Below are 23,548 nucleotides of genomic sequence, written 5' to 3'. Positions count from 1 at the left end.
TGTCGGCGCAGTTCCGGGTCGGAGTGCAGGGCAGGAATCCCCGCGGGTCAGCCCCTCTTCGCCGGCTGCGGGCGGGCTTGGGTGAGGGCGGCCCCCGCGAGGACGATCAGCGCGCCCACCGGGGTGTTCCAGTGGAGCTGCTCGCCCAGGACCAGCACGCCCGCCGTCGTGGCGATCACCGGGATGAAGTAGGTGACCATCTGCGCGGTGGTCGGGCCGACCTCCGTGACCAGGCCGTACTGCATCTGGAGCGCCACCCCCGTGCCCAGCGCCCCCAGGGTGACCACCGCGAGGGTCGGCCACAGCGGGAAGGAGGCGGGCGCCGAGGTGAACAGGGCGCTGACGGCGGCCAGCTGGAGGGTCGAGACGGACAGCTGCCCCGCGGTCATGGCGACCGGCGAGCCGGCGGTCCCGGCCAGGGTGCGGCGGACGTAGATCCAGCCGATCGGGTAGCTGAGTGAGGCCAGCAGGGCCAGGACCGTGCCCTTGGCGTCGACGCCCGCGAAGCCCTGCCAGGCCCCGAGCACGGTCAGCACGCCCAGGAAGCCGATGCCCAGCCCCGCGAACCGGCGGCGCGTGGGGCGGTCCTCGGAGAGGGCGACCAGCGAGAGCGCCATGCCCCACAGCGGCGACGTGGCGTTGCAGATCCCGGCCAGCGTCGAGGTGATGGTCTGCTCGGCGTAGGCGAAGAGCGCGAAGGGGGCGGTGTTCAGCAGCAACGCGGCCACCGTCAGGTGCCCCCAGGTGCGCAGGCCCCGGGGGAGCGGCTCGCGGCGCACGAGCAGCACCGCCATCAGGGCGAGCGCCCCGAAGAACACCCGGCCGAGGGCGACCTGGAAGGGGGCGAACGCCTGCGTCCCCACCTTGATGAAGAGGAAGCTGAAGCCCCACACCACCGAGAGGAAGGCGAAGCGCACGCGCCAGTCGAGGGCGCCGGTACGGCCGGCGCGCAGGGGGGCGGGGGAGGTGATCGGGGCGGAGTGGGTGGGGCGAGGGGTGGCGGGTGCGCTCATGGGCTTCACTCTGCTGGGCGTGACCTCGTAGGACAAGCGAGATTTCCTGCGCATGACGGCGTAGCATCGCTTAGATGTTGAACCTGGAGCGCCTGCGCACCCTCGACGCCCTCGCCCGCCACGGCTCGGTCAGCGGGGCGGCGTGCGGACTCCATGTGACCACGTCGGCCGTCTCCCAGCAGATGGCCAAGCTGGAGCGGGAGGTCGGCCAGCCCCTCCTGGCCAAGAACGGCCGCGGCATCCGGCTCACCGACGCCGGGCGGCTGCTCGCCGACCACGCGGCCCGGATCATCTCCCAGGTCGAGCTCGCCCAGGCCGACGTCGAGGCCCAGCGCGGCCGAGCGGTGGGGGAGCTGCGGATCGGTGCCTTCCCCACCGCCATGCGCGGGCTGCTGCCCCAGGCCCTGACGGCCCTGCGCGCCGGCCACCCCGAACTGCGGGTGCTGGTAAGGGAGAAGGAGCCGGAGGAGAGCATGGCGGCCGTGGTCCGGGGCGACCTCGACATGGCCCTGGCCATCGACTGGCACAACAAGCGCATGCCGGTCCCGGCCGAGCTGACCCGCGTCCACCTCCTCGACGACGCCGCCGACATCGCGGTACCGCAGTACCACCCGCTGGCCGGCCGGAAGCAGATCTCCCTCGCCGAGTTCGCCGACGACGACTGGATCTCCTGGAACGAGGGGCAGTTCTGCCACGAGTGGCTGGTCTTCACCCTGCGCGGTACGGGCGTCGAGCCGCGCGTCGCGCACATCGCCGAGGAGCACCACACCCAGCTCGCCTTCGTGGAGGCCGGGCTGGGGGTGTGCGTGACGCCCCGGCTGGGCCGGGGGCCGGTGCCGCCGGGCGTCCGCCTGCTGCCGGTGTGCGACACCGTGCGGCGGCACGTGTACGCCGTCTGGCGCGCGGACGCCGACCGCCGTCCCTCCCTCCGTGCGGCCGTCGAGGCCCTGAAGGCGGCGGCCGCCGGGGTACAGGGATCCCCGTCCTAGAGCTTGCGGAAGTCCCAGGACACGATCGCGTCCGGGGTCAGGCGGATCCAGGCGTGCCGGCCGTCGTGCGGCATCTCCTCGATGCCGAAGTTCTTCCGCGGGAAGATCCGTTCCGCCTCCGCGAGCTCCGGGCAGGGCTCGCCGGTGCGCGGGGCCTCGCCGACGAAGACCGCCGTGCCCGACAGCTCGACCCCGCGCAGTTCCCCGTACTCCTCTCCCGCGTCCACCACCACCGAGATCCGGGGGTCCCGCCGCAGGTCGGACCAGCGGCGGCTGCGGGTGATCGAGTACAGCCACAGCGAGGTGCCGTCCCAGGCGAACCACAGGGCGCCCACGTGCGGGCGCCCGCCCGGGGAGACCGTCGCCACCCGGCAGGTCCGCCGCTCGCGCAGGAAGGCGTCCACCTCCTCCCCGGTCATCATGATGCGGCGGCCCCGCCGCTGCGCCCCCTGCCCGCGTGTCCCGTCCATCCGTCCCGCACCCCTTCACATCTGACTGTGTGTCAGGAATCATGCGTCCTCTTGCGACGACGCACCAGGGGGAGCCATGCCGGAGTTCGATCCCGCCGCCACCGCGCTGCTCACCGTCGAATGCCAGAACGGGGTCGTCGGCGAGGAGAGCGCCCTTCCCGAGCTCGCGAAGGAGGCACGCGACTCCGGGATGCTCGACCGGGTGGCCGCGCTCGTCGCCGCCGCCCGCGGAGCCGGGGTGCAGGTGGTGCACGCGGTCGCCGAGCGGCGCCCGGACGGGCTCGGGGCCAACACCAACGCGCGGCTCTTCCGGGCCGCCGGAAGGCTGCCCGTGCGCCAGCTGACCGGCAGCCGGGCGGTGGAGATCGCCGCCCCCCTCGCGGTGGACGCGCGGGACCTGGTGGTCCGCCGGCTCCACGGGCTCTCCCCGATGGCCGGAACCGACCTGGACGCCCTGCTGCGCAACCTCGGCGTGCGGACCCTCGTCGTCACCGGGGTCTCCTCCAACATCGCGATCCCGAACACCGTCTTCGACGCCGTGAACCTCGGCTACGAGGTCGTGGTTCCCGCCGACGCCATCGCCGGGGTGCCCGCCTCCTGCACCGCCGAGGTGATCCGCAACTCGCTCGCCCTGGTGGCGTCCGTCACCACGGCCGAAGCCCTCATAACCCGGTGGGCCGCGCGGGGCTGCCCCCCGTAACCTGGCCGGATGTTGTCCGAAGTGATCGCGACGCGCTACGTCACGCCCCTGCGTGAGGGCGGCTCGCTCCCGGGAATCGTCGAGGCCGACGACCTCGGTACCTACGTCATGAAATTCACCGGAGCCGGCCAGGGCCGCAAGACCCTGGTCGCCGAGGTCGTCTGCGGGCGCCTCGCCCAGCGGCTGGGGCTGAGGGTCCCGCGGCTGGTGCAGATGCAGCTGGACCCCGTCATCGGGCTCGCCGAGCCCGACCAGGAGGTGCAGGAGCTGCTCAAGGCCAGCGGCGGCCTCAACCTCGGCATGGACTACCTGCCCGGCTCGATCGGCTTCGATCCGCTCTCCTACCGGGCCGATCCGGTCGAGGCCGGGCGCGTCGTCTGGTTCGACGCGCTGATCAACAACGTCGACCGGTCCTGGCGCAATCCGAACATGCTGGTCTGGCACGGGGACCTCTGGCTCATCGACCACGGCGCCACGATGATCTGGCACCACACCTGGCCCACCGCCCGGGCGGCGGCCGCCAAGCCCTACAACGCCTCCGACCACGTCCTGGCGCCCGTCGGCCCGGACATCGCGGCCGCCGCCGCCGAGCTGGCCCCCCTCGTGACCGAGGAGCTGCTCACCGACGTCGCGGCGGACGTCCCCGACGAGTGGCTCGTCGACGAGCCCGGCTTCGACTCCGCCGACGCGGTACGGCGCGCCTACGTGGAGGCGCTGCTGCCGCGCGCGGCGACGATCCACGAGAGGATCACCATGGAGGCCGAGGTCAGGCAGCAGTCCGGCCCGCCCGGCTGGCTCGCCGAGCGCCTCCCTCCCCAGTCGGACAAGAACAAGAACAAGCAGAAGAGCGGCGACGAGTGACCAAGCGGGACGTGTTCGAATACGCGCTGGTGCGCGTGGTGCCCCGGATGGAGCGCGGCGAGTGCTTCAACGCCGGCGTCATCGTCTACTGCCGGGCGCACTCCTACGTCGCCGCGCGCACCCACCTCGACGAGGCCAAGCTCCTCGCCCTGGACCCGCAGGCCGACGTGGCCGGGGTCCGGGCCGCGCTGCGCGGCGTCGAGGGGCTGTGCGAGGGCGGCGAGCGGGCGGGCCAGGCGGCGGGCGACGACGCGGGGCGGCGGTTCCGCTGGCTGATCGCCCCCCGCAGCACCGTGGTCCAGCCGGGCCCGGTGCACACCGGCCTGACGGCCGATCCCGCCGCGGAGGTGGAGCGCCTGCTGGACCTGCTGGTCCGCTGACCGGGCGGCCCGCGGGCCCGCCGCCGCGCCGTCCGGGGCCGACACCGCCCCGGACGGCGGACGACGCCCTGCGGCGCGGACGCCACCGGGCCGGGACCCCGTTGACACGCGGTGCCGCGACTCCTAGCGTCTCCTCAGCTGAAGCTACTAAGCGGTTGCTCACCTCGGGCGGCCGTCTCTCAAGGGCGAGGAGAACCAGCATGTCCACCACCGAGCAGCGCGTCGCGATCGTCACCGGGGCGGCCCGGGGCATCGGCGCGGCCACCGCCCTGCGCCTGGCCGCCGAGGGCCGGGCGGTCGCCGTGCTCGACCTCGACGAGACGGCCTGCAAGGACACCGTGGAGGCAATCACGGCGGCCGGCGGCAAGGCCCTGGCGGTCGGCTGCGACGTCTCCGACGCCGCCCGGGTGGAGGCGGCCGTCGAGCGGGTCGCGAGCACGCTGGGCGCCCCGACCATCCTGGTGAACAACGCGGGCGTCCTCCGCGACAACCTGCTCTTCAAGATGAGCGACGCCGACTGGGACACCGTCATGAACGTGCACCTGCGCGGGGCGTTCCTGATGGCGCGGGCCTGTCAGAAGCACATGGTGGAGGCCGGGTTCGGTCGCGTCGTGAACCTCTCCAGCAGCTCCGCGCTGGGCAACCGCGGCCAGGCCAACTACGCCGCCGCCAAGGCCGGCCTCCAGGGCTTCACCAAGACGCTGGCCATCGAGCTCGGCAAGTTCGGCATCACCGCCAACGCCGTCGCCCCCGGCTTCATCGCCACCGAGATGACCGCGCAGACCGCCGCCCGCGTCGGCATGGGCTTCGAGGAGTTCCAGCTCGCCGCCGCCACGCAGATCCCGGTACAGCGCGTGGGCCGCCCCGAGGACGTGGCCAACGCCATCGCCTTCTTCACCGGCGAGGCCGCGGGCTTCGTCTCCGGCCAGGTGCTCTACGTGGCCGGCGGCCCGCTCAACTGACGACCACCCCCGAGAGGCAGGGCGTACGGCATGACGTACAACGGCACGGACAGCGGCAAGGTCGCACTGGTCACCGGCGCGAGCCGGGGGATCGGCTACGGGATCGCCGAGGCGCTGGTCGCCCGGGGCGACCGGGTCGTGATCACGGGGCGCAACGAGGACGCGCTCAAGGAGGCCGTCGAGCGGCTCGGGGCGGACCGGGTGGTCGGCGTGGCCGGGAAGGCGCACGACGAGGCCCACCAGGCCGTCGCCGTCGACCGGGCGATGGACGCCTTCGGCCGCGTCGACTTCCTGGTGAACAACGCGGGCACCAATCCGGTCTTCGGGCCGATCGCCGACCTGGACCTCCAGGTGGCGCGCAAGGTCTTCGAGACCAACGTGATCTCGGCCCTCGGCTTCGCCCAGCGGACCTGGCACGCCTGGCAGAAGGACAACGGCGGGGCGATCGTGAACATCGCCTCCATCGCCGGGGTCTCCGCCTCGCCCTTCATCGGGGCGTACGGGATGAGCAAGGCCGCGATGATCAACCTCACCCTCCAGCTCGCCCACGAGATGGCACCGGGTGTCCGGGTCAACGCGATCGCCCCGGCCGTGGTCAAGACGAGGTTCGCGCAGGCGCTCTACGAGGGCCGCGAGCAGGAGGCCGCGGCCGCCTACCCGCTCGGCCGGCTCGGGGTCCCGGAGGACATCGGGGGCGCGGCCGCATTTCTTACATCTGCACAAGCGGAATGGATTACTGGACAAACCCTGGTGGTCGACGGGGGAATGTTCCTGAATGCCGGTGTGCACTGACCGATAACCGGACGTATTTGCCTCCCGATGGGAGGCAAATACGTATCGAACATGCGCGAAATCGGTCAAGAGCCTCATGAAACCTGCCCATTGGATTTGTGACGCTCTGAGGTAGGGTCTGCCGCACCCGGTGGCTGATCGAGGAGCGTGCGCGTGTTCAACCGGACCAGATGCCTGCAGATCCCTGCGGCCCTTGCGTCCATATCCCTGGTCGCCGGATGCGGTCTGCTGTCGGACGACACCGACGCCGCCGCGAAGAGGATCACCGTCGGTACGACGAGCACCCCGAGCACCCTCGATCCGGCGGCGGCCTGGGACGGCTCCTGGGAGCTCTACCGGAACATCTACCAGACCCTCCTGGCGTTCCCGACGGGCAGCACCAAGCCGCAGCCCGACGCCGCCCAGAGCTGCGAGTTCACCGACACCGCGAACATGGCGTACCGGTGCGTACTGCGCAAGGGACTGAAGTTCTCCGACGGCGAGCCGCTCGACTCCAAGGCGGTCAAGCACTCCCTCGACCGGATCAGGACGATCAACTCCCAGGTCGGCCCCAAGGGCCTCTTCGAGAGCCTGGACAAGATCGAGGCTCCGGACCCGCTCACGGTCGTCTTCCATCTGAAGACCCCCGACGCGACCTTCCCGTACGTCCTCGGCTCGCCCGCCGCCTCGCTCGTCGCGCCCAAGGACTACCCGGCCGACAAGCTCCGCACCGACGGCAAGGTCACCGGCTCCGGCCCGTACCTGCTCACCTCGTACAAGGAGGGCACCGAGGCGGTCCTCGGCGGCAACGAGAGCTACACGGGCTTCGCCAACCGCCGCAACGACGGCGTCACCATCCGGTACTTCAAGAAGTCCGACGAGATGGTCGCGGCCCTGAAGAACAAGGACATCGACGCCACCTACCGAGGCCTCTCGGCGGCGGAGATCAAGGACCTGCAGAGCCCCGCCTCGCACAACCAGGGCGTCCAGGTCGTCGAGAACGTCGGCGCCGAGATCCGCTACCTGGTCTTCAACCCCAAGGACCCGCAGGTCGCCAAGCCGCAGGTGCGCCAGGCCATCGCCCAGATCGTCGACCGCGGTGCGCTCGTCACCAAGGTCTACCAGGGCACTGCCGAGCCGCTGTACTCGATGGTCCCCAAGGGGGTCGTCGGCCACAAGACGCCCTTCTACGACATCTACGGCAACGCCGATGTCAACAAGGCGCGCAAGATCCTCCAGAGCGCCAACATCAACACGCCCGTGGAACTGACCTTCTGGTACACCACCGACCGCTACGGCGGCTCCACCGCCGACGAGTTCACCGAGCTCAAGCGGCAGCTGGACGAGAGCGGCCTGTTCAAGATCACCCTGCGCGGGAAGCCCTGGAAGGACTTCCAGGTCGGTTACAAGAGCGGCGAATACCCGGTCTTCGGCCGTGGCTGGTTCCCCGACTTCCCGGACCCGGACAACTTCATCGCGCCCTTCGTCGGCAAGGAGAACGCGGTCGGCACCCCGTACGAGCCGGCCCCGATCCTGAACGAGATCCTGCCCAAGTCCCGCCGTGAGAGCGACCGGGCGGCCGGTGTACGGGAGTTCGAGCAGGCCCAGCAGATCTTCGCGCAGGACGTCCGCCTGCTGCCGCTGTGGCAGGGCAAGCTCTACGTCGGCGCCCGCGAGGACATCGCCGGGGCCGAGCGGGCCCTGGACCCCCAGACCGCCATGCAGATGTGGGAGTTGTACCGCAAGACCAGCTGGTGACGGCTGTGTGACAGCGGGTGGCCGCGGAGACCGGGGCGCGGCGTTGTCAGTGGTGCCCGGTAGGTTCTGAGCAGTTGCACGAACTTGTACCGGAGGTTGTCGACGTGACCCAGATGCTGCCCGAGTCGTGGCTCCCCGTCCTCGGCGGGGAGCTGGACCAGCCCTACTTCAAGGAGCTCACCGAGTTCGTCGAGAAGGAGCGGGCGAACGGGCCGGTCTACCCGCCGCGCGAGCAGGTCTTCGCCGCCCTGGAGGCCACGCCGTTCGACAAGGTGAAGGTGCTCGTCCTCGGCCAGGATCCGTACCACGGCGCCGGCCAGGGGCACGGCCTCTGCTTCTCCGTGCAGCCCGGAGTCAAGATCCCGCCCTCACTGCGCAACATCTACAAGGAGATGAAGGAGGAGCTCGGCCTGGAGGTCCCGGACAACGGGTACCTGATGCCGTGGGCACAGCAGGGCGTTCTCCTGCTCAACGCCGTCCTCACGGTCCGCGAGGCCGAGCCCAACTCGCACAAGGGCAAGGGCTGGGAGAAGTTCACCGACGCGGTGATCCGCGCCGTCTCCGACCGGCCCGACCCGGCCGTGTTCGTGCTCTGGGGCGCCTACGCCCAGAAGAAGATCCCGCTCATCGACCAGGAGCGGCACGTCATCGTCAAGGGCGCCCACCCCTCGCCGCTGTCGGCCAAGAAGTTCTTCGGCTCCCGGCCCTTCACGCAGATCAACGAGGCCGTTGCCGCCCAGGGCCATGAGCCGATCGATTGGCGGATCCCGGACCTGGGCTGACACCCCACCGCGCCTCGGTGCCAGAGGCGCTGCCTCCGGTTAGCTTCTTGATGATCGGACCGGATCAGGTCCGGCGGAGCGAGCCGGAGGCCCCGTTGACGGAGCAGCAGCAGGAGGCGTCGGAGGACGCCGTCATGACCAGGATCGGCCAGGCGGTCATCCTGCTGCACGCAGGGGACCGCGAGGAGGCCCGCAACCGGCTCTGCGAGATCTGGTCCGAGATCGGCGAGGAGGGCGACTCCCTGCACCGCTGCACTCTCGCCCACTACATGGCCGACACCCAGGACGATCCCGCCGACGAACTGGCCTGGGACCTGAGGGCCCTGAACGCCGCGGACGGCCTCGGCGAGGCGGTCCGGGTCTTCTACCCCTCGCTGCACCTCAGCCTTGCGGCCGACTACGTCAAACTGGGCCGTCCCGAGGCCGCGCGGGTGCACCTCGCGCGGGCCCGGGCCGCCACCCGGGCCCTGCCCGACGACGGGTACGGCAACGGTGTGCGGGACTCCCTCGCCCGGCTGGAGCGCAGGCTCGCGGCGGAGGCGGGGCCGGGACCCCGTCCGTTCCCCGAGCAGTCGCCCTAGGTGTTCTGTCCAGGGCTGTCGTCACACTCCCGTCTGCCCGGCCCCGGGCGACGACAGGACTTCGACGACAGCCCCTGGGAGTCCCGGCCGGGCTCCCGGCCCGGGCCCGCCGGCGGGGCTACCGCTCAGCCGGCGTGGACGCCCGCGCAGATGCGGCTCTCCGGGCTGTCCGGCTGCCAGTGCCCGTGCCGCCGGCCCAGCGCGCACACGTCCGACGGGCGGACCGGCAGCTCCCGCGCCAGCTCGCGCGGCACCCGCGCCTCGGGCCGTACGGGCCCGGGAAGGCCCTCCGGGAGCCGCTGGGCGTGCCCGGCGGGCCTGCGGGGCTCGGGGATGTCGGGGACGGCCCGGTCCTGTGGGGCCTCCTCCGCCTCCGCGCCCCCTGCGGGACTCCCGGGAACGGTGCGCGCCGTCCCCCGGCCCGCCACGGTGGGGCCCGACGGCCGTACGGAGCCGTCCCGGGGCACCGCCTTCAGCGCCTCCAGGGCGGGCGCCTCGACCACCACCGGCACGAGCGGCCCCGGGCCCCCGCGCGGCTCGTGCCGGGGCAGCACCCCGTCGGCGGATCCCGCCGGCCGCGTCGGCGCGGGGCTCACGTTCACGCAGCCGGAGACCGCCGAGACCGCGCAGGCGGCTCCGAGGAGCAGTTTCGTCGAGGTTCGGGTTGGATGCACCCGCGCAACTCTGCTCTGTGAAGGCCCCGTTGTGAAAACCCTGAGCCGATATTCACCCCGCACGGGTGACGCGGAGGGCGGTGTCCGGCGGACACCGCCCTCCGGGGACCGGGCCGCGCCTACTCGCCGGTGGCGCCGTCGAGGTGCTCGCGCAGCAGGTCGGCGTGGCCGTTGTGGCGGGCGTACTCCTCGATCATGTGCGTGTAGATCCAGCGCAGGCTGAACACCTCGCCCCGGTGGTGGCTCGCCGGGTCGGAGAGCGCGTCGAGGGAGCGGTCCGCCGCCGCCCGGCGGGCCAGCCCGACCTCGTCGTGCCAGGCCTTCTCCGCCTCGGCCCAGGTGTCCCGGGCGGTGAAGTCGAAGTCCCCGTCCCGGTTTTCCCGGGTGCTGTACAGGTCGGGCAGGTCCTCGCCCAGCGCGATCTCCCGGAACCAGTACCGCTCCACCTCCGCCATGTGCCGGACGAGGCCCATCAGGCTCAGCGCGGAGGGCCGCAGCGGGGTGCTGCGCAGCTGCTCGTCGGAGAGGCCCTCGCACTTCCAGGCGAGGGTGGCGCGGTGGTACTCGAGCCAGCCGTCCAGCATCTCCCGCTCGCCGGCGGTGGTGGAGGGCTCGGGGCGGCGGTCCGCCGAGGAGGTCGTCATGGCCGCCATCCTGGTCGAACGCGCCGTCGGCGACCAGCGATTAAGCTGCGGAGTCCCATACGGCACACACCAGGAGGCTCCCGGTGAAGGTCGGCGTCATCGGACTCGGCGACATCGCGCAGAAGGCGTACCTGCCCGTCCTCACCACCCGTCCCGGGGTCGAACTGCACCTGCAGACCCGCACCCCCGCCACGCTGGAGCGGCTCGGCGCGGTCCACCACGTCCCCGAGGGCCGCCGCCACGCCTCGCTCGACGCGCTGATCGCCCAGGGCCTCGACGCCGCCTTCGTGCACGCCCCGACCGACGCTCACCCCGAGATCGTGGAGCGGCTGCTGGAGGCGCGCGTGTCCACGTACGTGGACAAGCCGATCGCCTACGAGCTCGCGGACTCGCGCCGGCTGGTCGAGCTGGCCGAGGAACGCGGCACCTCGCTCTTCGTCGGCTTCAACCGCCGCCACGCGCCCGGCTACGCGCAGTGCGCCGACCTCCCGCGCGATCTGATCGTCCTGCAGAAGAACCGGGTCGGGCTGCCCGAGGACCCGCGCACCCTGGTCCTCGACGACTTCATCCACGTCGTCGACACCCTGCGCTTCCTGCTGCCCGGCGAGGCCGACCACATCGACGTCCGCGCCGTGGTGCGCGAGGGACTGATGTCGCAGGTGGTGCTCCAGATGTCCGGCGAGGGGTTCACCGCCCTCGGCATCATGAACCGGCTGTCCGGCTCCACCGAGGAGGTCCTGGAGGTGTCGGGACAGGACTCCAAGCGGCAGGTCGTCAACCTCGCCGAGGTCATCGACCACAAGGGCCAGCCGACCGTGCGCCGGCGCGGGGACTGGGTCTCCGTGGCCCGCCAGCGCGGCGTCGAGCAGGCCGTGGACACCTTCCTGGAGGCCGTGGAGACCGGGAAGGTGCTCAGCGCCCGGGACGCCCTGCTCACCCACGAGCTGTGCGAGCGGGTGGTGCTGACGGCTCTGGAGCAGAGCCGGCGACCCTGACCGCCCGGACGCCCCGGACCGCGCAGTACAGGGCGAGCACGGCCACCGAAGCCGCGCCGGGCCAGTTCCCGAAGCGGACGAAGAGGGTCGTGCCCCGGGCGAGCGGCACCTCGTACAGGGCCGCCGTGCTCGCCGAGGTGGGCAGGGCCTCGCCGATCCGCTCGCCCGAGGGCCCGAAGACCGCGCTGACCCCGGTCAGGGTGGCGTGCACCATCGGGCGGCCGGTCTCGGCGGCGCGCAGGGCCGCCAGCGAGGCGTGCTGGGCCGGAGCCCAGCTGTGCTGGAACGTCGAGGTCGAGGACTGGGCGACCAGCACCCCGGCCCCCTCGCCGACCAGGTGCCGGCTCATGTCGGGGAAGGCCGTCTCGAAGCACACCAGCGGACCGATCCGGCCGCCGTCAGGCAGGTTCATGATCACCGGCCCCGCGCCCCGCATCCGGTCCTCGCCCGCCGCCTTGCCGACCGAGGTCGCCCAGCCCAGCACCGAGCGGGCCGGTATGTACTCGCCGAAGGGCACCAGCCGCATCTTGTCGTACCGGTCCCCGGTGGGCCCCTGGGGCCCGGCCAGGACCGAGCTCTTGTAGATCCCGGGCCGGTCCGAGCGGCGGGCGTCCACGTTGACCAGCAGCGGGGCCCCGACCCGCGCGGACAGCTCCGCCAGCCGCCTTGACAGGTCCGGACGCGCCGCCAGGTCCGCGCCGACGCTGCTCTCGCCCCACACCACCAGGCCGGGGTGGGTCCCCTCCAGGTCCGCGGTGAGGCGCTCCTCCGCAGCGAAGCGCTGCTCCGCGGAGTCCGCCCCGCCCATGAGGCCGGGCTGCACGACGGCCACGCGCAGCCCGCCCGCGGGCTCGGGGCGCGGCAGCCACAGCCACACCGCCCCCGTCAGCACGGCGCCCCCCGCCACCGCGGCCACCGCCACCCGCCGCGCCCCCGGCGCGGCCACCGCCAGCACCACCGCGCAGTTCGCCGCCACCACCAGCAGGCTCACCAGCCACACCCCGCCCACGGAGGCCAGCCGCAGCGCCGCGGGCACCTGCCACTGGCTCGCCCCGAGCAGCCCCCACGGTCCGCCCAGCCCCTGCCAGGACCGGACCAGCTCCGACAGCAGCCACCCCGCCGGTACGAGGACCAGCGCCGCCGCGGCCCGCCCCGGAGCCGGAGCCCCGCCGAGCAGTTCCCGCACCAGCAGCGCCCAGGGGATCCACAGCAGCCCCAGCAGCGCGGCGACGGGCACCAGGAACACGTGCAGGCTCGGCAGCAGCCAGTGGTGCACCGCCAGGATGAACCCCGCGCCGCCGAGCCAGCCCTCCAGCGCCGCCCGCCGCCCGGTCGCAGCGGTGCGCAGCAGCAGCATCCAGGGCACGAGGGCCACGTACGCCAGCCACCACAGCGCCGGGGCGGGGAAGGCCAGACAGGGCAGCGCCCCGGCGGCCACCGCGCCCGCCGCCCGCCACCACCGGGTCCGCCCGCCGCGCCCGCCCCGTGCGGCGCGCCCGGTCCACCCGCTCAGCTCCGCGACCATGAGGTGCCTCCGCATCCAGTGTGGGACCGCGCCCGGCGGGCCGCGCGGGCACGTTCCGGGCCGTCCCTCAGGCCCGCATGTGGCGCCACTTCTCGTGCACCGTCACCCCGGTGAGCCGCCAGCCCTCCGGGGTGCGGGCGAGCGTGAAGGTGTAGCGCCCGGCGGCGACGAAGTTCGGGGCGGTGCCCCCCTCGCCGTCGCCCGCCAGCCGCATCGGGTTCAGGAAGTCGGCCAGCACCCGCGCGGTGTCCCCGGGGAACCCGTCCCGGTCCTCCAGCAGGATCCGCCGGTTGACGATGAGGTGCTGGCGTACCGGGAACAGCCGCATGGCCTCCGCGAGCCAGTCGGCCACCTCCCCGGCCGGCCCCTCCATGCCGCCCGCCGAGCCGTAGTCGGCCCGCCCGCCGGGGGCGAACAGGGCCCGGTAGGCCGCCCAGTCGCCGTCGTCGACGGCCGCCGCGTACCCCGAGACCACCTCGTCGACCGCCAGCCGGTCCATCACCGTCGCCAGGTCCACACGCTGCGTCATCGGGTCAGTGTGGGGCCGGCGGGCCACGGGGCCAAGGGGCGTGCGGCCACGGGATCTTCCCGGCTCCCCTCAGTGGCCGGAATGCGTCTCCCGCTGCCGGATCACGACCAGGAACGCGTCACTGGCCAGGTCCATCACCACCTCCGCCGGAACGCCCTCGCGCATCCGCTGGGCCGCGTACTCCTCCGCGGGCCAGCTCCCCCGCGGACTCCCGGCCGGAAACCGCTCCAGTACCACCCGACCCATGGGACACCCCCTGCTGCTCGCCGTACAGGTCTCTCCGGGCACAACGACGCGGAGGCCGCCCGGGAACGTTCCTCCCGGGCGGCCTCCGCCGCCTGCGCGTGTCCGGAGAGACCGGACTAGCTGCCGGTCGCGCCCGCCTCCGCTTCGAGCACGCCCATGCCGATGAGCACGAACAGGGCGATGCCGAGCAGGATCCGGTAGATCACGAAGGGCATGAAGCTCTTGGTGGTAATGAAGCGCATGAACCACGCGATGACGGCGTATCCCACGAAGAAGGCGATCACCGTGGCGAAGATCGTCGGCCCCCAGGTGATGTGGCCGGGGCTCTCGATCACGTCCTTGATCTCGAACGCCCCTGAGGCCAGCACGGCCGGGATGGCCAGCAGGAAGGAGTAGCGGGCCGCCGCCTCGCGCGTGAAGCCCAGCAGCAGACCGCCGGAGATCGTCGCACCCGAGCGCGAGACGCCCGGGATCAGCGCCATCGCCTGGCACACGCCGAAGATCAGACCGTCTTTGACACCCAGCTCCTTGAGCGTCTTGCGCTGCTTCACCACCCGGTGCCGGCCGCCCTCCTCGTCGCGCGAGGCCAGCCAGTCGGCGAAGCCGAGGATCAGGCCCATCACGATCAGGGTGGTGGCGGTCAGCCGCAGGTCACGGGCGGGGCCGGTGATCTGGTCCTTGAAGGCGACGCCCAGGACCCCGATCGGGATGGAACCGACGATGACGAGCCAGCCCATCCGCGCGTCCTGCTCCGAGCGCAGCGACTTGGTGTACAGGGAGCGGAACCAGGTCGAGATGATCCGCGCGATGTCCTTGCGGAAGTAGATGAGCACGGCGGCCTCGGTGCCGATCTGGGTGATGGCGGTGAAGGCCGAACCCGGGTCGTGCCAGCCGGCGAAGGCCGCGGTCAGCCGCAGGTGCGCGCTGGAGGAGATCGGCAGGAACTCCGTGAGGCCTTGGACGAGACCGAGGATTAGGGATTCGAACCAGCTCATGTCGGGGTGCGCTCGTCCTTGTGATCGTCGGACAGTTCGGGTCCGATGCTAGGGCCCGTGCGAAGCGGCTCCGACCACAGGGGGGTGCACGCCCGACGGCTCGCTCACGGCCGGTGCCGAGAGCCGGTGGCGCTTGCGCCAGGCGACCGCGGCGGCGACCGCTCCCGAGACGGTGACGAACCCGGACGAGACGAGGAACGCGGGGGATCCCGGGGAGGAGGCGCTGGCCCCGGCGATCACGTAGGCGGCCGTGTTGGGCACCGTACCGAGGGCCGTGGCCAGCAGGAACGGGACCCAACCGCAGCGGGAGACCGCAGCCAGGTAGTTGGCTGCCGCGAACGGCACCCCGGGGAAGATCCGGACCGCCAGCACGGAGCGGAAGCCGTGCCGGGTCAGCTGGGCGTCGGCCGTCTTCAGCCAGCGCCCGCGCAGGAAGGGGCGGAGCGCCTCCTGGCCCATGGCCCGGCCCAGGCCGAAGGAGATCCCGGCGCCGAGCACCGTGCCGCCGACGGCCGCCACCAGCCCGAACCGGGCCCCGAAGACCGCCCCCGCGGCGAGGTTCAGCAGCGGCCGCGGCACGAACGCCGCCGTGCACAGTCCGTACGCGCCCGCGAACAGCAGCACCGCCGCGCCGACGGGGAGCCCCGGGGGCCGGCCCTCGGTGAGCAGCCGCTGGGGCTGGTAGACCAGCACGCAGACCCCGGCCGCCGCGAGCAGTACGACGAGCAGCGACAGCCGCGTCCACGGCGCGAGGAGGAGGGACATCCGAGGAGGTTATCCGACCGGTGCGGCGGCCCGCCGTAATCCACACCTCATCCGGACGGACGGAGACGGACGGACTCAGGGCCGGGAAGGGCCTGCGGCGGACGGCCCGTGGCGCACCGACAATTCATTCGACGTTAATTCGATGGACGCCGCCCGCCCCCTCCGGCAGGATCGGCGGCATGTCCCGGTACGCCTTCCCCGCAGCGCCGTCCGCAGTCGCGGACGCGCCGAAGGCTGCCCTCTCCGCCTCCTCGGCCGTCGCCCTGGCAGAGGCCCTCGCCGCAGCGGCACACGCCGCCTTCGACGGCGCACGAAGCTGACCCTTCCCGGATCGTCCGGCGGACCCCGCAGGGGGAGGGTCGGTTCGCTCCAGGGGTCCCGTTCCAGCTTCGAGACACGGGAAAGAGACCATGGCCAAGACGGCCTTCACCCGCACCAAGCCGCACCTCAACATCGGCACCATGGGCCACGTCGACCACGGCAAGACCACCCTCACCGCGGCCATCACCAAGGTGCTCGCCGTGCGCGGCGGCGCCTCCTTCGTGCCGTTCGACCGGATCGACCGCGCCCCCGAGGAGGCCCGGCGCGGCATCACCATCAACCTCACGCACGTCGAGTACGAGACCGACACCCGCCACTACGCCCATGTCGACATGCCCGGCCACGCCGACTACATCAAGAACATGGTCACCGGCGCCGCCCAGCTCGACGGGGCCATCCTCGTAGTCTCCGCCCTCGACGGCGTCATGCCGCAGACCGCCGAGCACGTGCTCCTCGCCCGGCAGGTCGGGGTGGACCACATCGTGGTGGCCCTCAACAAGGCCGACGCCGGGGACCCGGAGCTGACCGACCTGGTCGAGCTGGAGGTCCGCGAGCTGCTCAGCGCCCACGGCTACGGGGGCGAGGAGGCGCCGGTCGTCCGGGTCTCCGGGCTCGGGGCGCTGGAGGGCGAACCGCGCTGGACCGGGGCGATCGAGGCGCTGCTCGACGCGGTCGACACCTACGTCCCGATGCCCGTGCGGTACACGGACGCGCCGTTCCTGCTGCCGGTCGAGAACGTCCTGACCATCACCGGCCGCGGCACCGTCGTGACCGGAGCCGTCGAGCGCGGCACCGTCCGGCTCGGCGACCGGGTGGCGCTGCTCGGCGGCGAGGGCGAGCCCGTGGAGACCGTCGTGACGGGGCTGGAGACCTTCGGCAAGCCGATGGAGTCCGCCGAGGCGGGGGACAACGTCGCACTGCTGCTGCGCGGGGTGCACCGCGACGGGGTGCGCCGCGGGCACGTGGTCGCCGCACCCGGCAGCGTGGCGCCGCGCCGGCGCTTCACCGCGCGGGTGTACGTGCTCTCCGGGCGCGAGGGCGGCCGGACGACCGCCCTGTCCTCCGGCTACCGGCCGCAGTTCTACATCCGCACCGCCGACGTGGTCGGCGACGTGGACCTGGGCGGGGCCGGGGTGGCCCGCCCCGGGGAGACGGTGACCATGACCGTCGAGCTGGGCCGGGACGTGCCCCTGGAGGCGGGGCTCGGCTTCGCGATCCGCGAGGGCGGGCGCACCGTCGGCGCGGGGACGGTGACCGAGGTCCTCGGGTAGCCCCGGCCGTGGTGGCGGCGGTCCGGCTTTGCCAGACTGCCGTCACCACACGGGTGCCTGCGGGCGGAGCGAGGGGCGGGCGGCGATGAGCGGCGACACGGCGGGCCGGACGGCAGGCGACACGGCACTGGTGCTCGGCGGGGGCGGGCTCACCGGCGTGGGCTGGGAGTCAGGGATCCTCTACGGGCTCGCCTGTGCCGGAGTGGACCTCGCCGGCGCCGACCTCGTCGTCGGCACCTCGGCCGGCTCGGTGGTCGGCGCCCAGCTGGCCTCCGGGCTGCTCACCCCGCGGGAGCTGTACGAGCGCCAGCTCGCCGATCCCGCCGGAGAGATCGCGGCGAAGCTGGGCGCGGGGCTCCTCGCCCGGTACGCCGTCGCCATGATCCGCTCGCACGACGCCGCAGAGTACCGCCGACGGGTCGGGGCCATGGCCCTGGCCGCCGACACCCCCGCCGAGGAGGAGCGGCGCGAGGTCCTGGCGGCCCGGCTCGTCTCGCACGAGTGGCCCGAGCGGCGCCTGGTCGTCACCGCCGTCGACGCGCTGACCGGCGAGAGCGTCCCCTTCGACCGGGAGCGCGGGGCCGGGCTGGTGGACGCCGTCGCGGCGAGCTGCGCGGTGCCCGGGGTGTGGCCGCCCGTCACCATCGACGGCCGCCGGTACGTGGACGGCGGCGTCCGCTCCGCCGCCAACGCCGACCTGGCGGCCGGCTACCGGCGCGTGGTGATCCTCGCGCCGATGGCCGTCGGCGCGGGGAAGCTCCCCTCGCCGGCGCAGGAGGCCGCGCGGCTGCGGGCCGAGGGGGCCCGGGTGCTGCTGATCACCCCGTCCCTGGAGGCCCGCAAGGCCTTCGGCCGCAACGTCCTCGACCCGGCCCGGCGGGCCCCCGCGGCGCGGGCGGGGCTGGCCCAGGCCGCCGCGCACGCGGCCGAGGCGGCCGCCGTCTGGTCGGCCGCGTGAGCGGGCCGGGACCGCGGGCGGCGGGCCCGACAATGGTGGGGTGAGCGACGAACAGATCCCGGTGATCCGGGAAGTGGGCCAGGGCACCGCCAAGCTGATGCCGGACGTGGACCGGGAGCGGGCCTGGCTGCTCACCGTGGACGGGGCGCCCCAGTCCTACGTGGACCTCGACGAGCCCGAGCACCTGGAGTTCGAGTACGTACGCCGCCTCGCACACGTACTGGACTGCGCGGCCGAGGCGGGGGCGGCCCTGGACCTGCTGCACCTGGGCGGCGGCGCGCTGACCCTGCCCCGCTACGCCGCGGAGGTCCGCCCGGGCTCCCGTCAGACCGTGGTCGAGTTCGACGCGGGGCTGGTGGAGCTGGTGGCGGAGCACCTGCCGCTGGCCGCCGGGGCGCGGGTGGAGGTGCACGCCGCCGACGCCCGGGCCTGGCTGGAGCGGGCACCGGCGGCGAGCGCCGACGTCCTGGTCGCCGACGTGTTCGGCGGCTCGCGGGTGCCGGCCCAGCTGACCTCGGTGGAGTACGCGCGCGAGGCGGCCCGGGTGCTGCGGCCCGGCGGGCTCTACGCGGCGAACCTGGCCGACGGGGCGCCGTTCGGCTTCCTCAAGGCCCAGCTGGCCAACTTCGCCGCGGTGTTCGGGGAGCTCGCGCTGATCGCCGAGCCGGGGGTGCTGCGCGGGCGGCGCTTCGGCAACGCGGTGCTGCTGGCCTCCGACGCGCCGCTGCCGGTGGCCGCGCTGGCCCGGCGGTGCGCCGCCGACGCGTTTCCCGCGCGGGTGGAGTCGGGGGAGGGCCTCGTCCGGTTCATGCGCGGGGCGCGGGTGGTGGCGGACGCCGACGCCGTGGCCTCGCCGGAGCCGCCGGAGGGGGCGTTCAGCCTGGGGTGACGCTCGGGGCGGCGGGTGCGGGTGCGGGCGCACCGCCTGCCGCCGGGGACTTCGCGGGGACGGGTCTGCGGCTGATGCGGCGGACCTCCGGCACCAGGAGGACCAGGGCGGTGGGGACGACCACCAGGGCCGCGCAGCCCCACAGCGCCGGGGTCCGGCCGAGGACGGTCTCGGCCGGCCCGGCCAGGGCGGTGGCCAGCGGGAGCATGGAGACCGAGCCGAACCAGTCGTAGGCGGAGACCCGGGAGAACTTCTCCTCGGGGATCTCCTGGTGCATCGTCGTCATCCAGTTCACGCCGAACACCTCGACGGCCACACCGCTGACGAACATCACCGCGCACAGCCCCCATACGGGCAGCGGCACCGCCAGCCCGGCCGCGGGCAGGGCCAGCGGGAAGATGCACAGGGTGCCGACCAGCAGCAGGCGGCGCGGTTTCCACACCATCATCAGGACGGCGCCGGCGATGGTGCCCACGCCGAAGAAGGCCAGGGCCACGCCCCAGGGGGCCGGCCCGCCCAGCCGGTCGCGGGCGACGAGGGGCCCGTACACCGACTCGGCGGCTCCGACGACGGCGACGACGACGGAGAACTGGAGCACGATGGTCCACAGCCAGGTCCGGCTGCGGAACTCCACCCAGCCCTCGCGGAGGTCGGCCAGCAGGCCCCCGCCGGGCGCCCGTTCGGCCACGCGGCCGACGTCGAGGAAGGCGCGCAGGGCGCCGGCGACCGCGAAGGCGGCCGCGTCCACGGCCAGGACCCAGCCGGGGCCGATCGCGGCGATCAGGGCTCCGCCGAGGGCCGCCCCGCCGATGCCCGCGCCGTTCATGGCCATCCGGAAGAGCGCGAAGGCCCGGTTGGAGTGCTCGCCGGAGACGCTGGAGAGCAGCATGCCCTCGGCGGCCGGGTTGAAGAAGGCGGTGCCGGTGCCGCAGAGCGCGGTGAGCAGCATCATCTGCCACAGCTGCGGTTCGCCGGTGAGGACCAGCACCGCGAAGGCCGCCTGCGACACGCAGTTGAGGGCGTTGGCCGCGACCATCACGTGGTGGCGCGGGAGCCGGTCGGCGAGGGCGCCGCCCACGAGCAGGAAGAGGACGAGGGGCAGCGTACGGGCGGCCGCGACGAGGCCGACGTCGCCGCCGGAGCCGCCCGCGTCCATGACGGCGAAGGCGGAGGCGATGAGAGCTCCGTGGCTGCCGAGGTTCGTCACGACCGCGGCACCGGTCAGCAGGCTGTAGTTGCGGCCGGCCCAGGACGGCAGGCGGCGCGGGGCAGCGGGGGAGTCGGTGGAGGGAGGGCTCACCCGGGGACTATCCCTGCCCCGGGCCGAGAATCCAAACGAATAAGCGGAAAACGGATAATCGGCCCGGGGAGGGCGGGGGGGGGTGAGGTCAGTTGCCGACGAGGCGGACCGAGCTCATGATCTTCTCTTCGGTGGCCTGGTCCACCTCGCCGGGGACCCCGGCGGCGGCCCACATGACCCAGCTGGCGAAGTCACCCTTGGCGTTGCGGAAGCTGAAGGCGATGCTCTTGCCGTCCGAGGAGCACTTGTTCTCCTTGGGGACGTCGCTCACGGTCGCCGTCGCGTAGTGCCCCTTGAGGCCGGAGAGGGTGGTGTACTCCTTGGACTCGGAGATCTTGACCCGGTCCTCGGGCAGCTTCTGCGAGTAGGCCGCGAACACCCAGGTGCCCGCCTCGCTGTGCGCGGCCCCGGCGGTGTCCTTGGCGCCCTGGCCGCCCTTGGTGCCGGTCCCGGCCAGCCCGGTGCTCTCCTCCTTGCCGTCCTTGTTGGAGTCCACCTTGCACCAGTCCTCCTTGAGGAAGGCGGGTGCCGAGAAGGTGACGAGGGGGGAGCCGTCCTTCTTCTTCTCGTCCTCGAAGCCGGAGATCACCCCGGAGCCCGCCACGTTCCACTCCGGCGGGACGTCGAAGGCGGTGCCGTGCTTCGGGTTGAGGACCACCTTCCATCCCGGGATGACGGGCTTCATGTCGCCGCCGCCGCGCGGGTTGCCGCTCGGGGCGGGCGGCGCCGCCGGGCTGACGGGGGCGGAGGAGGCGGCGGCGGGCGGCTTGTCGTTGGCCTGGTTGCTGCCCTTGTCGTCCCGGGTGAGGACGAAGGCGGCGGTCGCGGCCGCCGTCACCACCACCGCCGAGGCCGCCACGATGGCCACGGTCTTCGTCGAGAACGGGCTCCCGCCGGAGGGCTGCCCGGCGGGCTGGGGAGTGGGCTGCCCCCACGGCTGGACCGGCGGCGGGGTCTGGTAGCCGCCCGCCTGCGGGTAGCCGTAGCCGGGCTGCTGCTGACCGAATCCCGGCTGGGGCTGCTGCTGGTACGGGTTCGGCTGTCCCGGCTGCTGCTGGTACGGGTTCTGTTGCGCGTCCTGGGGGCCCTGCTGTCCCCCGGGCGGCTGCTGCTGTCCTGGCCACATGGCCGGTAACCATAGTGGGAGAGCCCTGCGGGGGCCACGTCCGCCCCCTCTCCGACTCTGGCCAACTTCATCTACTCGTGGGTAACATCGCGTGCCATGAGCGCAGAACAGATGAACGTGGGCGAGCTGCTCGCCCAGACCGTGCCGATGGCCCGCACCCTCAACCTCGAGTTCCTGGAGACCACTCCGGAGCGCGCCGTCGTCCGCCTCCCGGACCAGCCGGACTTCCACAACCACGTCGGCGGCCCGCACGCCGGCGCGATGTTCACTCTGGCCGAGTCCGCCAGCGGCGCGATCGTCCTGGCCGCCTTCGGCGACCAGCTCTCGCGCGCGGTGCCGCTGGCCGTCAAGGCCGAGATCGGCTACAAGAAGCTCGCCAAGGGCGTCGTGACGGCCACCGCCACCCTCGGCCGCCCGGCCTCCGAGGTCGTCGCCGAGCTCGACGCGGGCGGCCGCCCCGAGTTCCCCGTCACCATCGCCATCCAGCGCGAGGACGAGGCCGTCACGGGCGAGATGAGCGTCGTCTGGACGCTGCGTCCCCACGCGACCGCCTGACCACCGCGTGACCTCCGCCTGATCATCGCCTGATCACCCTGACCACCACCCGCCGCCCGGCGGCCGCCGCGCGGTCCGGACCGGCGGGAGGTGTTCGCCGGTCGTTCGCCCCGCGAACCCGCACTGGGGGCGAAGCCCGTGACGGGGAGCGGATAGGCTGCTCGTTCGGCGTGTCCCCCGGGCGCGCCGGTCACGACGAGGGAGGGCGAACCGGTGCACGTCCAGGAATGGCTGGAGACGATTCCGGCGATCAGTGTCTATCTCCTGGTGGGTCTGGTCATCGGACTGGAGAGCCTCGGCATCCCGCTGCCTGGGGAGATCATCCTCGTGAGCGCGGCCCTGCTGGCCTCGCAGCACGGGCACATCGACCCCGTGGTCCTGGGCCTCTGCGCGATCGCGGGCGCGATCGTCGGCGACTCCATCGGGTACGCGATCGGGCGCCGCGGCGGCAAGCCGCTGCTGGAGAAGCTGGGCCGGCGCTTCCCGAAGCACTTCGGGCCCGACCAGGTGGCCGTGGCGGAGCGCTCCTTCGACCGCTGGGGCATGTGGGCCGTCTTCTTCGGCCGGTTCGTCGCCCTGCTGCGGATCTTCGCCGGGCCGCTGGCGGGCGTGCTGCGCATGCCGTACTGGCACTTCCTGATCGCCAACGTCCTCGGCGGCATCCTCTGGGCCGGCGGCACCACCGCGGTCATCTACACGGTCGGGATCGTCGCCGAGCCCTGGCTGAAGCGGTTCTCCTGGCTGGCCCTCCTGGCGGCCCTGCTGATCGGGCTCGTCGTCACGCTGGTGGTGCGCGGCCGGATGAAGAAGGCGGCGGCCGAGGCCCGCGAGCAGGCGGCCGCGCGGGTGTCCGCCCCGGCGGGCGCCGCGGACTGAGTTCCCGGCCCCCGGGGCGGCCGCCCCGGAGGCTCCGGGGCTCAGGACTCCGGGGTGACCGAGGCGCGGTGCTGCTGCGCCAGCTCCGTGTACATCGCGGCGTTCACCTTGATGTGCTCGCGCTCCTCCACGGTGAGCTCCCGCCGCACCTTGGCGGGCACGCCCGCGACCAGGGAGCCGGGCGGGACCACCATCCCCTGCGGGACCAGGGCCTGGGCGGCCACCAGCGAACCGGCGCCGATCACGGCCCCGTTCAGCACGGTCGCGCCCATCCCGATCAGGCAGTCGTCCTCCACGGTGCAGCCGTGCACGACGGCGTTGTGGCCGATCGACACCCGTTCGCCGACCGACACCGGGAAGCCGGGGTCCACGTGCAGCGTGCAGTTGTCCTGGACGTTGCTGTCGGCCCCGAGCGTGATCGGGCCGCAGTCGCCGCGCAGCACCGCCGAGTACCAGACGCTGGCGCCCGCGCCCAGGGTGACGTCGCCGACCACGACCGAGGTCGGGGCGGTGAAGGCCGTCGGGTCCACGGACGGCCGCCGGTCGCCCACGGCCGCGATGAGAGCACCCTGGCCGGCCTGGCCCGGTCGGCCCGTGTCGTTCGTCATGATC

Annotated in this window: 28 protein-coding genes; 16 read left to right on the top strand and 12 right to left on the bottom strand. The window is 73.2% G+C overall.

Annotation, left to right across the window (positions count from 1 at the left end; translation table 11 throughout):
* Positions 1-47 precede the first annotated feature (47 nt).
* Positions 48-1,013: a DMT family transporter gene (locus ACFY15_RS28795; RefSeq protein ID WP_390689630.1), complete on the bottom strand. Its 966-nt coding sequence runs from the start codon at positions 1,011-1,013 to the stop codon at positions 48-50.
* A 74-nt stretch (positions 1,014-1,087) separates the two neighbouring features.
* Here ACFY15_RS28795 and ACFY15_RS28790 point away from each other — a divergent pair, with 74 nt between their 5' ends.
* Positions 1,088-2,002 carry a LysR family transcriptional regulator gene (locus ACFY15_RS28790; protein ID WP_390689631.1) on the top strand — a complete coding sequence of 305 codons (915 nt, stop codon included), beginning with the start codon at positions 1,088-1,090 and terminating at the stop codon, positions 2,000-2,002.
* Here the strand turns inward: ACFY15_RS28790 and ACFY15_RS28785 are convergent.
* Positions 1,999-2,472 (bottom strand): pyridoxamine 5'-phosphate oxidase family protein, encoded by a 474-nt coding sequence (locus ACFY15_RS28785; RefSeq protein ID WP_390826323.1) that lies wholly within the window; start codon positions 2,470-2,472, stop codon positions 1,999-2,001. The two genes, ACFY15_RS28790 and ACFY15_RS28785, sit on opposite strands and share 4 nt — an antisense overlap.
* A 76-nt stretch (positions 2,473-2,548) precedes the next feature.
* Here ACFY15_RS28785 and ACFY15_RS28780 point away from each other — a divergent pair, with 76 nt between their 5' ends.
* From ACFY15_RS28780 to ACFY15_RS28745, 8 genes are all read left to right on the top strand, one after another.
* Positions 2,549-3,172, top strand: a complete 624-nt coding sequence (locus tag ACFY15_RS28780) for a cysteine hydrolase (RefSeq protein ID WP_390826322.1) — start codon at positions 2,549-2,551, stop codon at positions 3,170-3,172.
* 9 nt (positions 3,173-3,181) lie between these two features.
* On the top strand, positions 3,182-4,033 hold the full coding sequence (locus ACFY15_RS28775) for a HipA family kinase (RefSeq protein ID WP_390826321.1): 852 nt from the start codon (positions 3,182-3,184) through the stop codon (positions 4,031-4,033).
* On the top strand, positions 4,030-4,413 hold the full coding sequence (locus ACFY15_RS28770; RefSeq protein ID WP_366456330.1) for a DUF3037 domain-containing protein: 384 nt from the start codon (positions 4,030-4,032) through the stop codon (positions 4,411-4,413). The genes ACFY15_RS28775 and ACFY15_RS28770 overlap by 4 nt, the downstream gene beginning before the upstream one ends.
* A 200-nt stretch (positions 4,414-4,613) precedes the next feature.
* Positions 4,614-5,375 carry a 3-oxoacyl-ACP reductase FabG gene (gene fabG, locus ACFY15_RS28765; RefSeq protein WP_390826320.1) on the top strand — a complete coding sequence of 254 codons (762 nt, stop codon included), beginning with the start codon at positions 4,614-4,616 and terminating at the stop codon, positions 5,373-5,375.
* A 30-nt stretch (positions 5,376-5,405) separates the two neighbouring features.
* Positions 5,406-6,167: an SDR family oxidoreductase gene (locus ACFY15_RS28760; RefSeq protein WP_390826319.1), complete on the top strand. Its 762-nt coding sequence runs from the start codon at positions 5,406-5,408 to the stop codon at positions 6,165-6,167.
* Positions 6,168-6,320: 153 nt separating this feature from the next.
* Positions 6,321-7,904 carry an ABC transporter substrate-binding protein gene (locus ACFY15_RS28755; RefSeq protein ID WP_390689638.1) on the top strand — a complete coding sequence of 528 codons (1,584 nt, stop codon included), beginning with the start codon at positions 6,321-6,323 and terminating at the stop codon, positions 7,902-7,904.
* 113 nt (positions 7,905-8,017) lie between these two features.
* Positions 8,018-8,686: a uracil-DNA glycosylase gene (locus ACFY15_RS28750; protein WP_390826337.1), complete on the top strand. Its 669-nt coding sequence runs from the start codon at positions 8,018-8,020 to the stop codon at positions 8,684-8,686.
* A gap of 50 nt (positions 8,687-8,736) precedes the next feature.
* Positions 8,737-9,267, top strand: coding sequence for a hypothetical protein (locus tag ACFY15_RS28745; RefSeq protein WP_390689639.1), 531 nt, complete (start codon positions 8,737-8,739; stop codon positions 9,265-9,267).
* A 125-nt stretch (positions 9,268-9,392) separates the two neighbouring features.
* Here ACFY15_RS28745 and ACFY15_RS28740 read toward each other — a convergent pair whose 3' ends face one another.
* Both ACFY15_RS28740 and ACFY15_RS28735 read right to left on the bottom strand, forming a co-directional pair.
* A complete protein-coding gene (locus ACFY15_RS28740; RefSeq protein WP_390826318.1) occupies positions 9,393-9,941 on the bottom strand; it encodes a hypothetical protein in 549 nt (182 codons plus the stop codon).
* Between the two features lie 119 nt (positions 9,942-10,060).
* Complete coding sequence (locus ACFY15_RS28735) at positions 10,061-10,585, bottom strand: DinB family protein (protein WP_390689641.1); 525 nt, start codon at positions 10,583-10,585, stop codon at positions 10,061-10,063.
* Between the two features lie 83 nt (positions 10,586-10,668).
* Here ACFY15_RS28735 and ACFY15_RS28730 point away from each other — a divergent pair, with 83 nt between their 5' ends.
* Complete coding sequence (locus tag ACFY15_RS28730; protein WP_390689642.1) at positions 10,669-11,580, top strand: Gfo/Idh/MocA family protein; 912 nt, start codon at positions 10,669-10,671, stop codon at positions 11,578-11,580.
* Here the strand turns inward: ACFY15_RS28730 and lnt are convergent.
* The 5 genes from lnt to ACFY15_RS28705 form a co-directional block, all read right to left on the bottom strand.
* Positions 11,519-13,105, bottom strand: a complete 1,587-nt coding sequence (gene lnt, locus ACFY15_RS28725) for an apolipoprotein N-acyltransferase (RefSeq protein WP_390689643.1) — start codon at positions 13,103-13,105, stop codon at positions 11,519-11,521. The two genes, ACFY15_RS28730 and lnt, sit on opposite strands and share 62 nt — an antisense overlap.
* Positions 13,106-13,172: 67 nt before the next feature.
* The gene (locus ACFY15_RS28720) at positions 13,173-13,634 is read right to left on the bottom strand and encodes a nuclear transport factor 2 family protein (RefSeq protein WP_390826317.1); all 462 of its coding nucleotides are present in this window, start codon (positions 13,632-13,634) and stop codon (positions 13,173-13,175) included.
* A gap of 69 nt (positions 13,635-13,703) precedes the next feature.
* Complete coding sequence (locus tag ACFY15_RS28715) at positions 13,704-13,880, bottom strand: hypothetical protein (protein WP_366454202.1); 177 nt, start codon at positions 13,878-13,880, stop codon at positions 13,704-13,706.
* Between the two features lie 116 nt (positions 13,881-13,996).
* Positions 13,997-14,875, bottom strand: a complete 879-nt coding sequence (locus ACFY15_RS28710; RefSeq protein ID WP_390689645.1) for an undecaprenyl-diphosphate phosphatase — start codon at positions 14,873-14,875, stop codon at positions 13,997-13,999.
* A 48-nt stretch (positions 14,876-14,923) separates the two neighbouring features.
* Positions 14,924-15,640, bottom strand: coding sequence for a TVP38/TMEM64 family protein (locus ACFY15_RS28705; protein ID WP_390689646.1), 717 nt, complete (start codon positions 15,638-15,640; stop codon positions 14,924-14,926).
* A 179-nt stretch (positions 15,641-15,819) separates the two neighbouring features.
* Here ACFY15_RS28705 and ACFY15_RS28700 point away from each other — a divergent pair, with 179 nt between their 5' ends.
* The 4 genes from ACFY15_RS28700 to ACFY15_RS28685 all read left to right on the top strand — a co-directional run bounded on the left by ACFY15_RS28700 (position 15,820) and on the right by ACFY15_RS28685 (position 19,079).
* Positions 15,820-15,960 (top strand): hypothetical protein, encoded by a 141-nt coding sequence (locus ACFY15_RS28700; protein WP_390689647.1) that lies wholly within the window; start codon positions 15,820-15,822, stop codon positions 15,958-15,960.
* A gap of 90 nt (positions 15,961-16,050) precedes the next feature.
* Entirely contained in the window at positions 16,051-17,232 is a 1,182-nt protein-coding gene (tuf, locus tag ACFY15_RS28695; RefSeq protein ID WP_390826316.1) for an elongation factor Tu, read from the top strand.
* 85 nt (positions 17,233-17,317) lie between these two features.
* Complete coding sequence (locus ACFY15_RS28690; protein ID WP_390689649.1) at positions 17,318-18,190, top strand: patatin-like phospholipase family protein; 873 nt, start codon at positions 17,318-17,320, stop codon at positions 18,188-18,190.
* Positions 18,191-18,287: 97 nt separating this feature from the next.
* Complete coding sequence (locus tag ACFY15_RS28685) at positions 18,288-19,079, top strand: spermidine synthase (protein WP_390689738.1); 792 nt, start codon at positions 18,288-18,290, stop codon at positions 19,077-19,079.
* Here ACFY15_RS28685 and ACFY15_RS28680 read toward each other — a convergent pair.
* Positions 19,066-20,379 carry an MFS transporter gene (locus ACFY15_RS28680; RefSeq protein ID WP_390826315.1) on the bottom strand — a complete coding sequence of 438 codons (1,314 nt, stop codon included), beginning with the start codon at positions 20,377-20,379 and terminating at the stop codon, positions 19,066-19,068. The genes ACFY15_RS28685 and ACFY15_RS28680 overlap by 14 nt on opposite strands.
* An 88-nt stretch (positions 20,380-20,467) precedes the next feature.
* Entirely contained in the window at positions 20,468-21,505 is a 1,038-nt protein-coding gene (locus tag ACFY15_RS28675) for a hypothetical protein (RefSeq protein ID WP_390689651.1), read from the bottom strand.
* 96 nt (positions 21,506-21,601) lie between these two features.
* Between ACFY15_RS28675 and ACFY15_RS28670 the strand changes: the two genes are divergently transcribed.
* Positions 21,602-22,060, top strand: a complete 459-nt coding sequence (locus ACFY15_RS28670; RefSeq protein ID WP_390689652.1) for a DUF4442 domain-containing protein — start codon at positions 21,602-21,604, stop codon at positions 22,058-22,060.
* Between the two features lie 213 nt (positions 22,061-22,273).
* Positions 22,274-22,936 carry a DedA family protein gene (locus tag ACFY15_RS28665; RefSeq protein ID WP_390826314.1) on the top strand — a complete coding sequence of 221 codons (663 nt, stop codon included), beginning with the start codon at positions 22,274-22,276 and terminating at the stop codon, positions 22,934-22,936.
* A gap of 41 nt (positions 22,937-22,977) precedes the next feature.
* Here ACFY15_RS28665 and ACFY15_RS28660 read toward each other — a convergent pair whose 3' ends face one another.
* Complete coding sequence (locus ACFY15_RS28660) at positions 22,978-23,544, bottom strand: gamma carbonic anhydrase family protein (protein ID WP_390689654.1); 567 nt, start codon at positions 23,542-23,544, stop codon at positions 22,978-22,980.
* Between the last annotated feature and the right edge of the window lie 4 nt (positions 23,545-23,548).

The sequence above is a fragment of the Streptomyces sp. NPDC001373 genome, assembly GCF_042895815.1.
In the GTDB taxonomy this organism is placed as follows: Bacteria; Actinomycetota; Actinomycetes; order Streptomycetales; family Streptomycetaceae; genus Streptomyces.
The sequence above is the reverse complement of the archived record's forward strand: the minus strand, read 5'-3'. Positions and strand labels throughout refer to the sequence as shown.

What these genes read in the sequence shown, in the direction of transcription:
- ACFY15_RS28660 (WP_390689654.1), bottom strand. Translation starts at nt 23,544, where the DNA reads ATGACGAACGACACGGGCCGACCGGGCCAGGCCGGCCAGGGTGCTCTC.
- ACFY15_RS28775 (WP_390826321.1), top strand. Translation starts at nt 3,182, where the DNA reads ATGTTGTCCGAAGTGATCGCGACGCGCTACGTCACGCCCCTGCGTGAG.
- fabG (WP_390826320.1), top strand. Translation starts at nt 4,614, where the DNA reads ATGTCCACCACCGAGCAGCGCGTCGCGATCGTCACCGGGGCGGCCCGG.
- ACFY15_RS28745 (WP_390689639.1), top strand. Translation starts at nt 8,737, where the DNA reads ATGATCGGACCGGATCAGGTCCGGCGGAGCGAGCCGGAGGCCCCGTTG.
- ACFY15_RS28760 (WP_390826319.1), top strand. Translation starts at nt 5,406, where the DNA reads ATGACGTACAACGGCACGGACAGCGGCAAGGTCGCACTGGTCACCGGC.
- ACFY15_RS28720 (WP_390826317.1), bottom strand. Translation starts at nt 13,634, where the DNA reads ATGACGCAGCGTGTGGACCTGGCGACGGTGATGGACCGGCTGGCGGTC.
- ACFY15_RS28675 (WP_390689651.1), bottom strand. Translation starts at nt 21,505, where the DNA reads ATGTGGCCAGGACAGCAGCAGCCGCCCGGGGGACAGCAGGGCCCCCAG.
- lnt (WP_390689643.1), bottom strand. Translation starts at nt 13,105, where the DNA reads ATGGTCGCGGAGCTGAGCGGGTGGACCGGGCGCGCCGCACGGGGCGGG.
- ACFY15_RS28735 (WP_390689641.1), bottom strand. Translation starts at nt 10,585, where the DNA reads ATGACGACCTCCTCGGCGGACCGCCGCCCCGAGCCCTCCACCACCGCC.
- ACFY15_RS28705 (WP_390689646.1), bottom strand. Translation starts at nt 15,640, where the DNA reads ATGTCCCTCCTCCTCGCGCCGTGGACGCGGCTGTCGCTGCTCGTCGTA.
- ACFY15_RS28785 (WP_390826323.1), bottom strand. Translation starts at nt 2,472, where the DNA reads ATGGACGGGACACGCGGGCAGGGGGCGCAGCGGCGGGGCCGCCGCATC.
- ACFY15_RS28750 (WP_390826337.1), top strand. Translation starts at nt 8,018, where the DNA reads ATGCTGCCCGAGTCGTGGCTCCCCGTCCTCGGCGGGGAGCTGGACCAG.
- ACFY15_RS28795 (WP_390689630.1), bottom strand. Translation starts at nt 1,013, where the DNA reads ATGAGCGCACCCGCCACCCCTCGCCCCACCCACTCCGCCCCGATCACC.
- ACFY15_RS28690 (WP_390689649.1), top strand. Translation starts at nt 17,318, where the DNA reads ATGAGCGGCGACACGGCGGGCCGGACGGCAGGCGACACGGCACTGGTG.
- ACFY15_RS28700 (WP_390689647.1), top strand. Translation starts at nt 15,820, where the DNA reads ATGTCCCGGTACGCCTTCCCCGCAGCGCCGTCCGCAGTCGCGGACGCG.
- ACFY15_RS28780 (WP_390826322.1), top strand. Translation starts at nt 2,549, where the DNA reads ATGCCGGAGTTCGATCCCGCCGCCACCGCGCTGCTCACCGTCGAATGC.
- tuf (WP_390826316.1), top strand. Translation starts at nt 16,051, where the DNA reads ATGGCCAAGACGGCCTTCACCCGCACCAAGCCGCACCTCAACATCGGC.
- ACFY15_RS28670 (WP_390689652.1), top strand. Translation starts at nt 21,602, where the DNA reads ATGAGCGCAGAACAGATGAACGTGGGCGAGCTGCTCGCCCAGACCGTG.
- ACFY15_RS28790 (WP_390689631.1), top strand. Translation starts at nt 1,088, where the DNA reads ATGTTGAACCTGGAGCGCCTGCGCACCCTCGACGCCCTCGCCCGCCAC.
- ACFY15_RS28685 (WP_390689738.1), top strand. Translation starts at nt 18,288, where the DNA reads ATGCCGGACGTGGACCGGGAGCGGGCCTGGCTGCTCACCGTGGACGGG.
- ACFY15_RS28710 (WP_390689645.1), bottom strand. Translation starts at nt 14,875, where the DNA reads ATGAGCTGGTTCGAATCCCTAATCCTCGGTCTCGTCCAAGGCCTCACG.
- ACFY15_RS28715 (WP_366454202.1), bottom strand. Translation starts at nt 13,880, where the DNA reads ATGGGTCGGGTGGTACTGGAGCGGTTTCCGGCCGGGAGTCCGCGGGGG.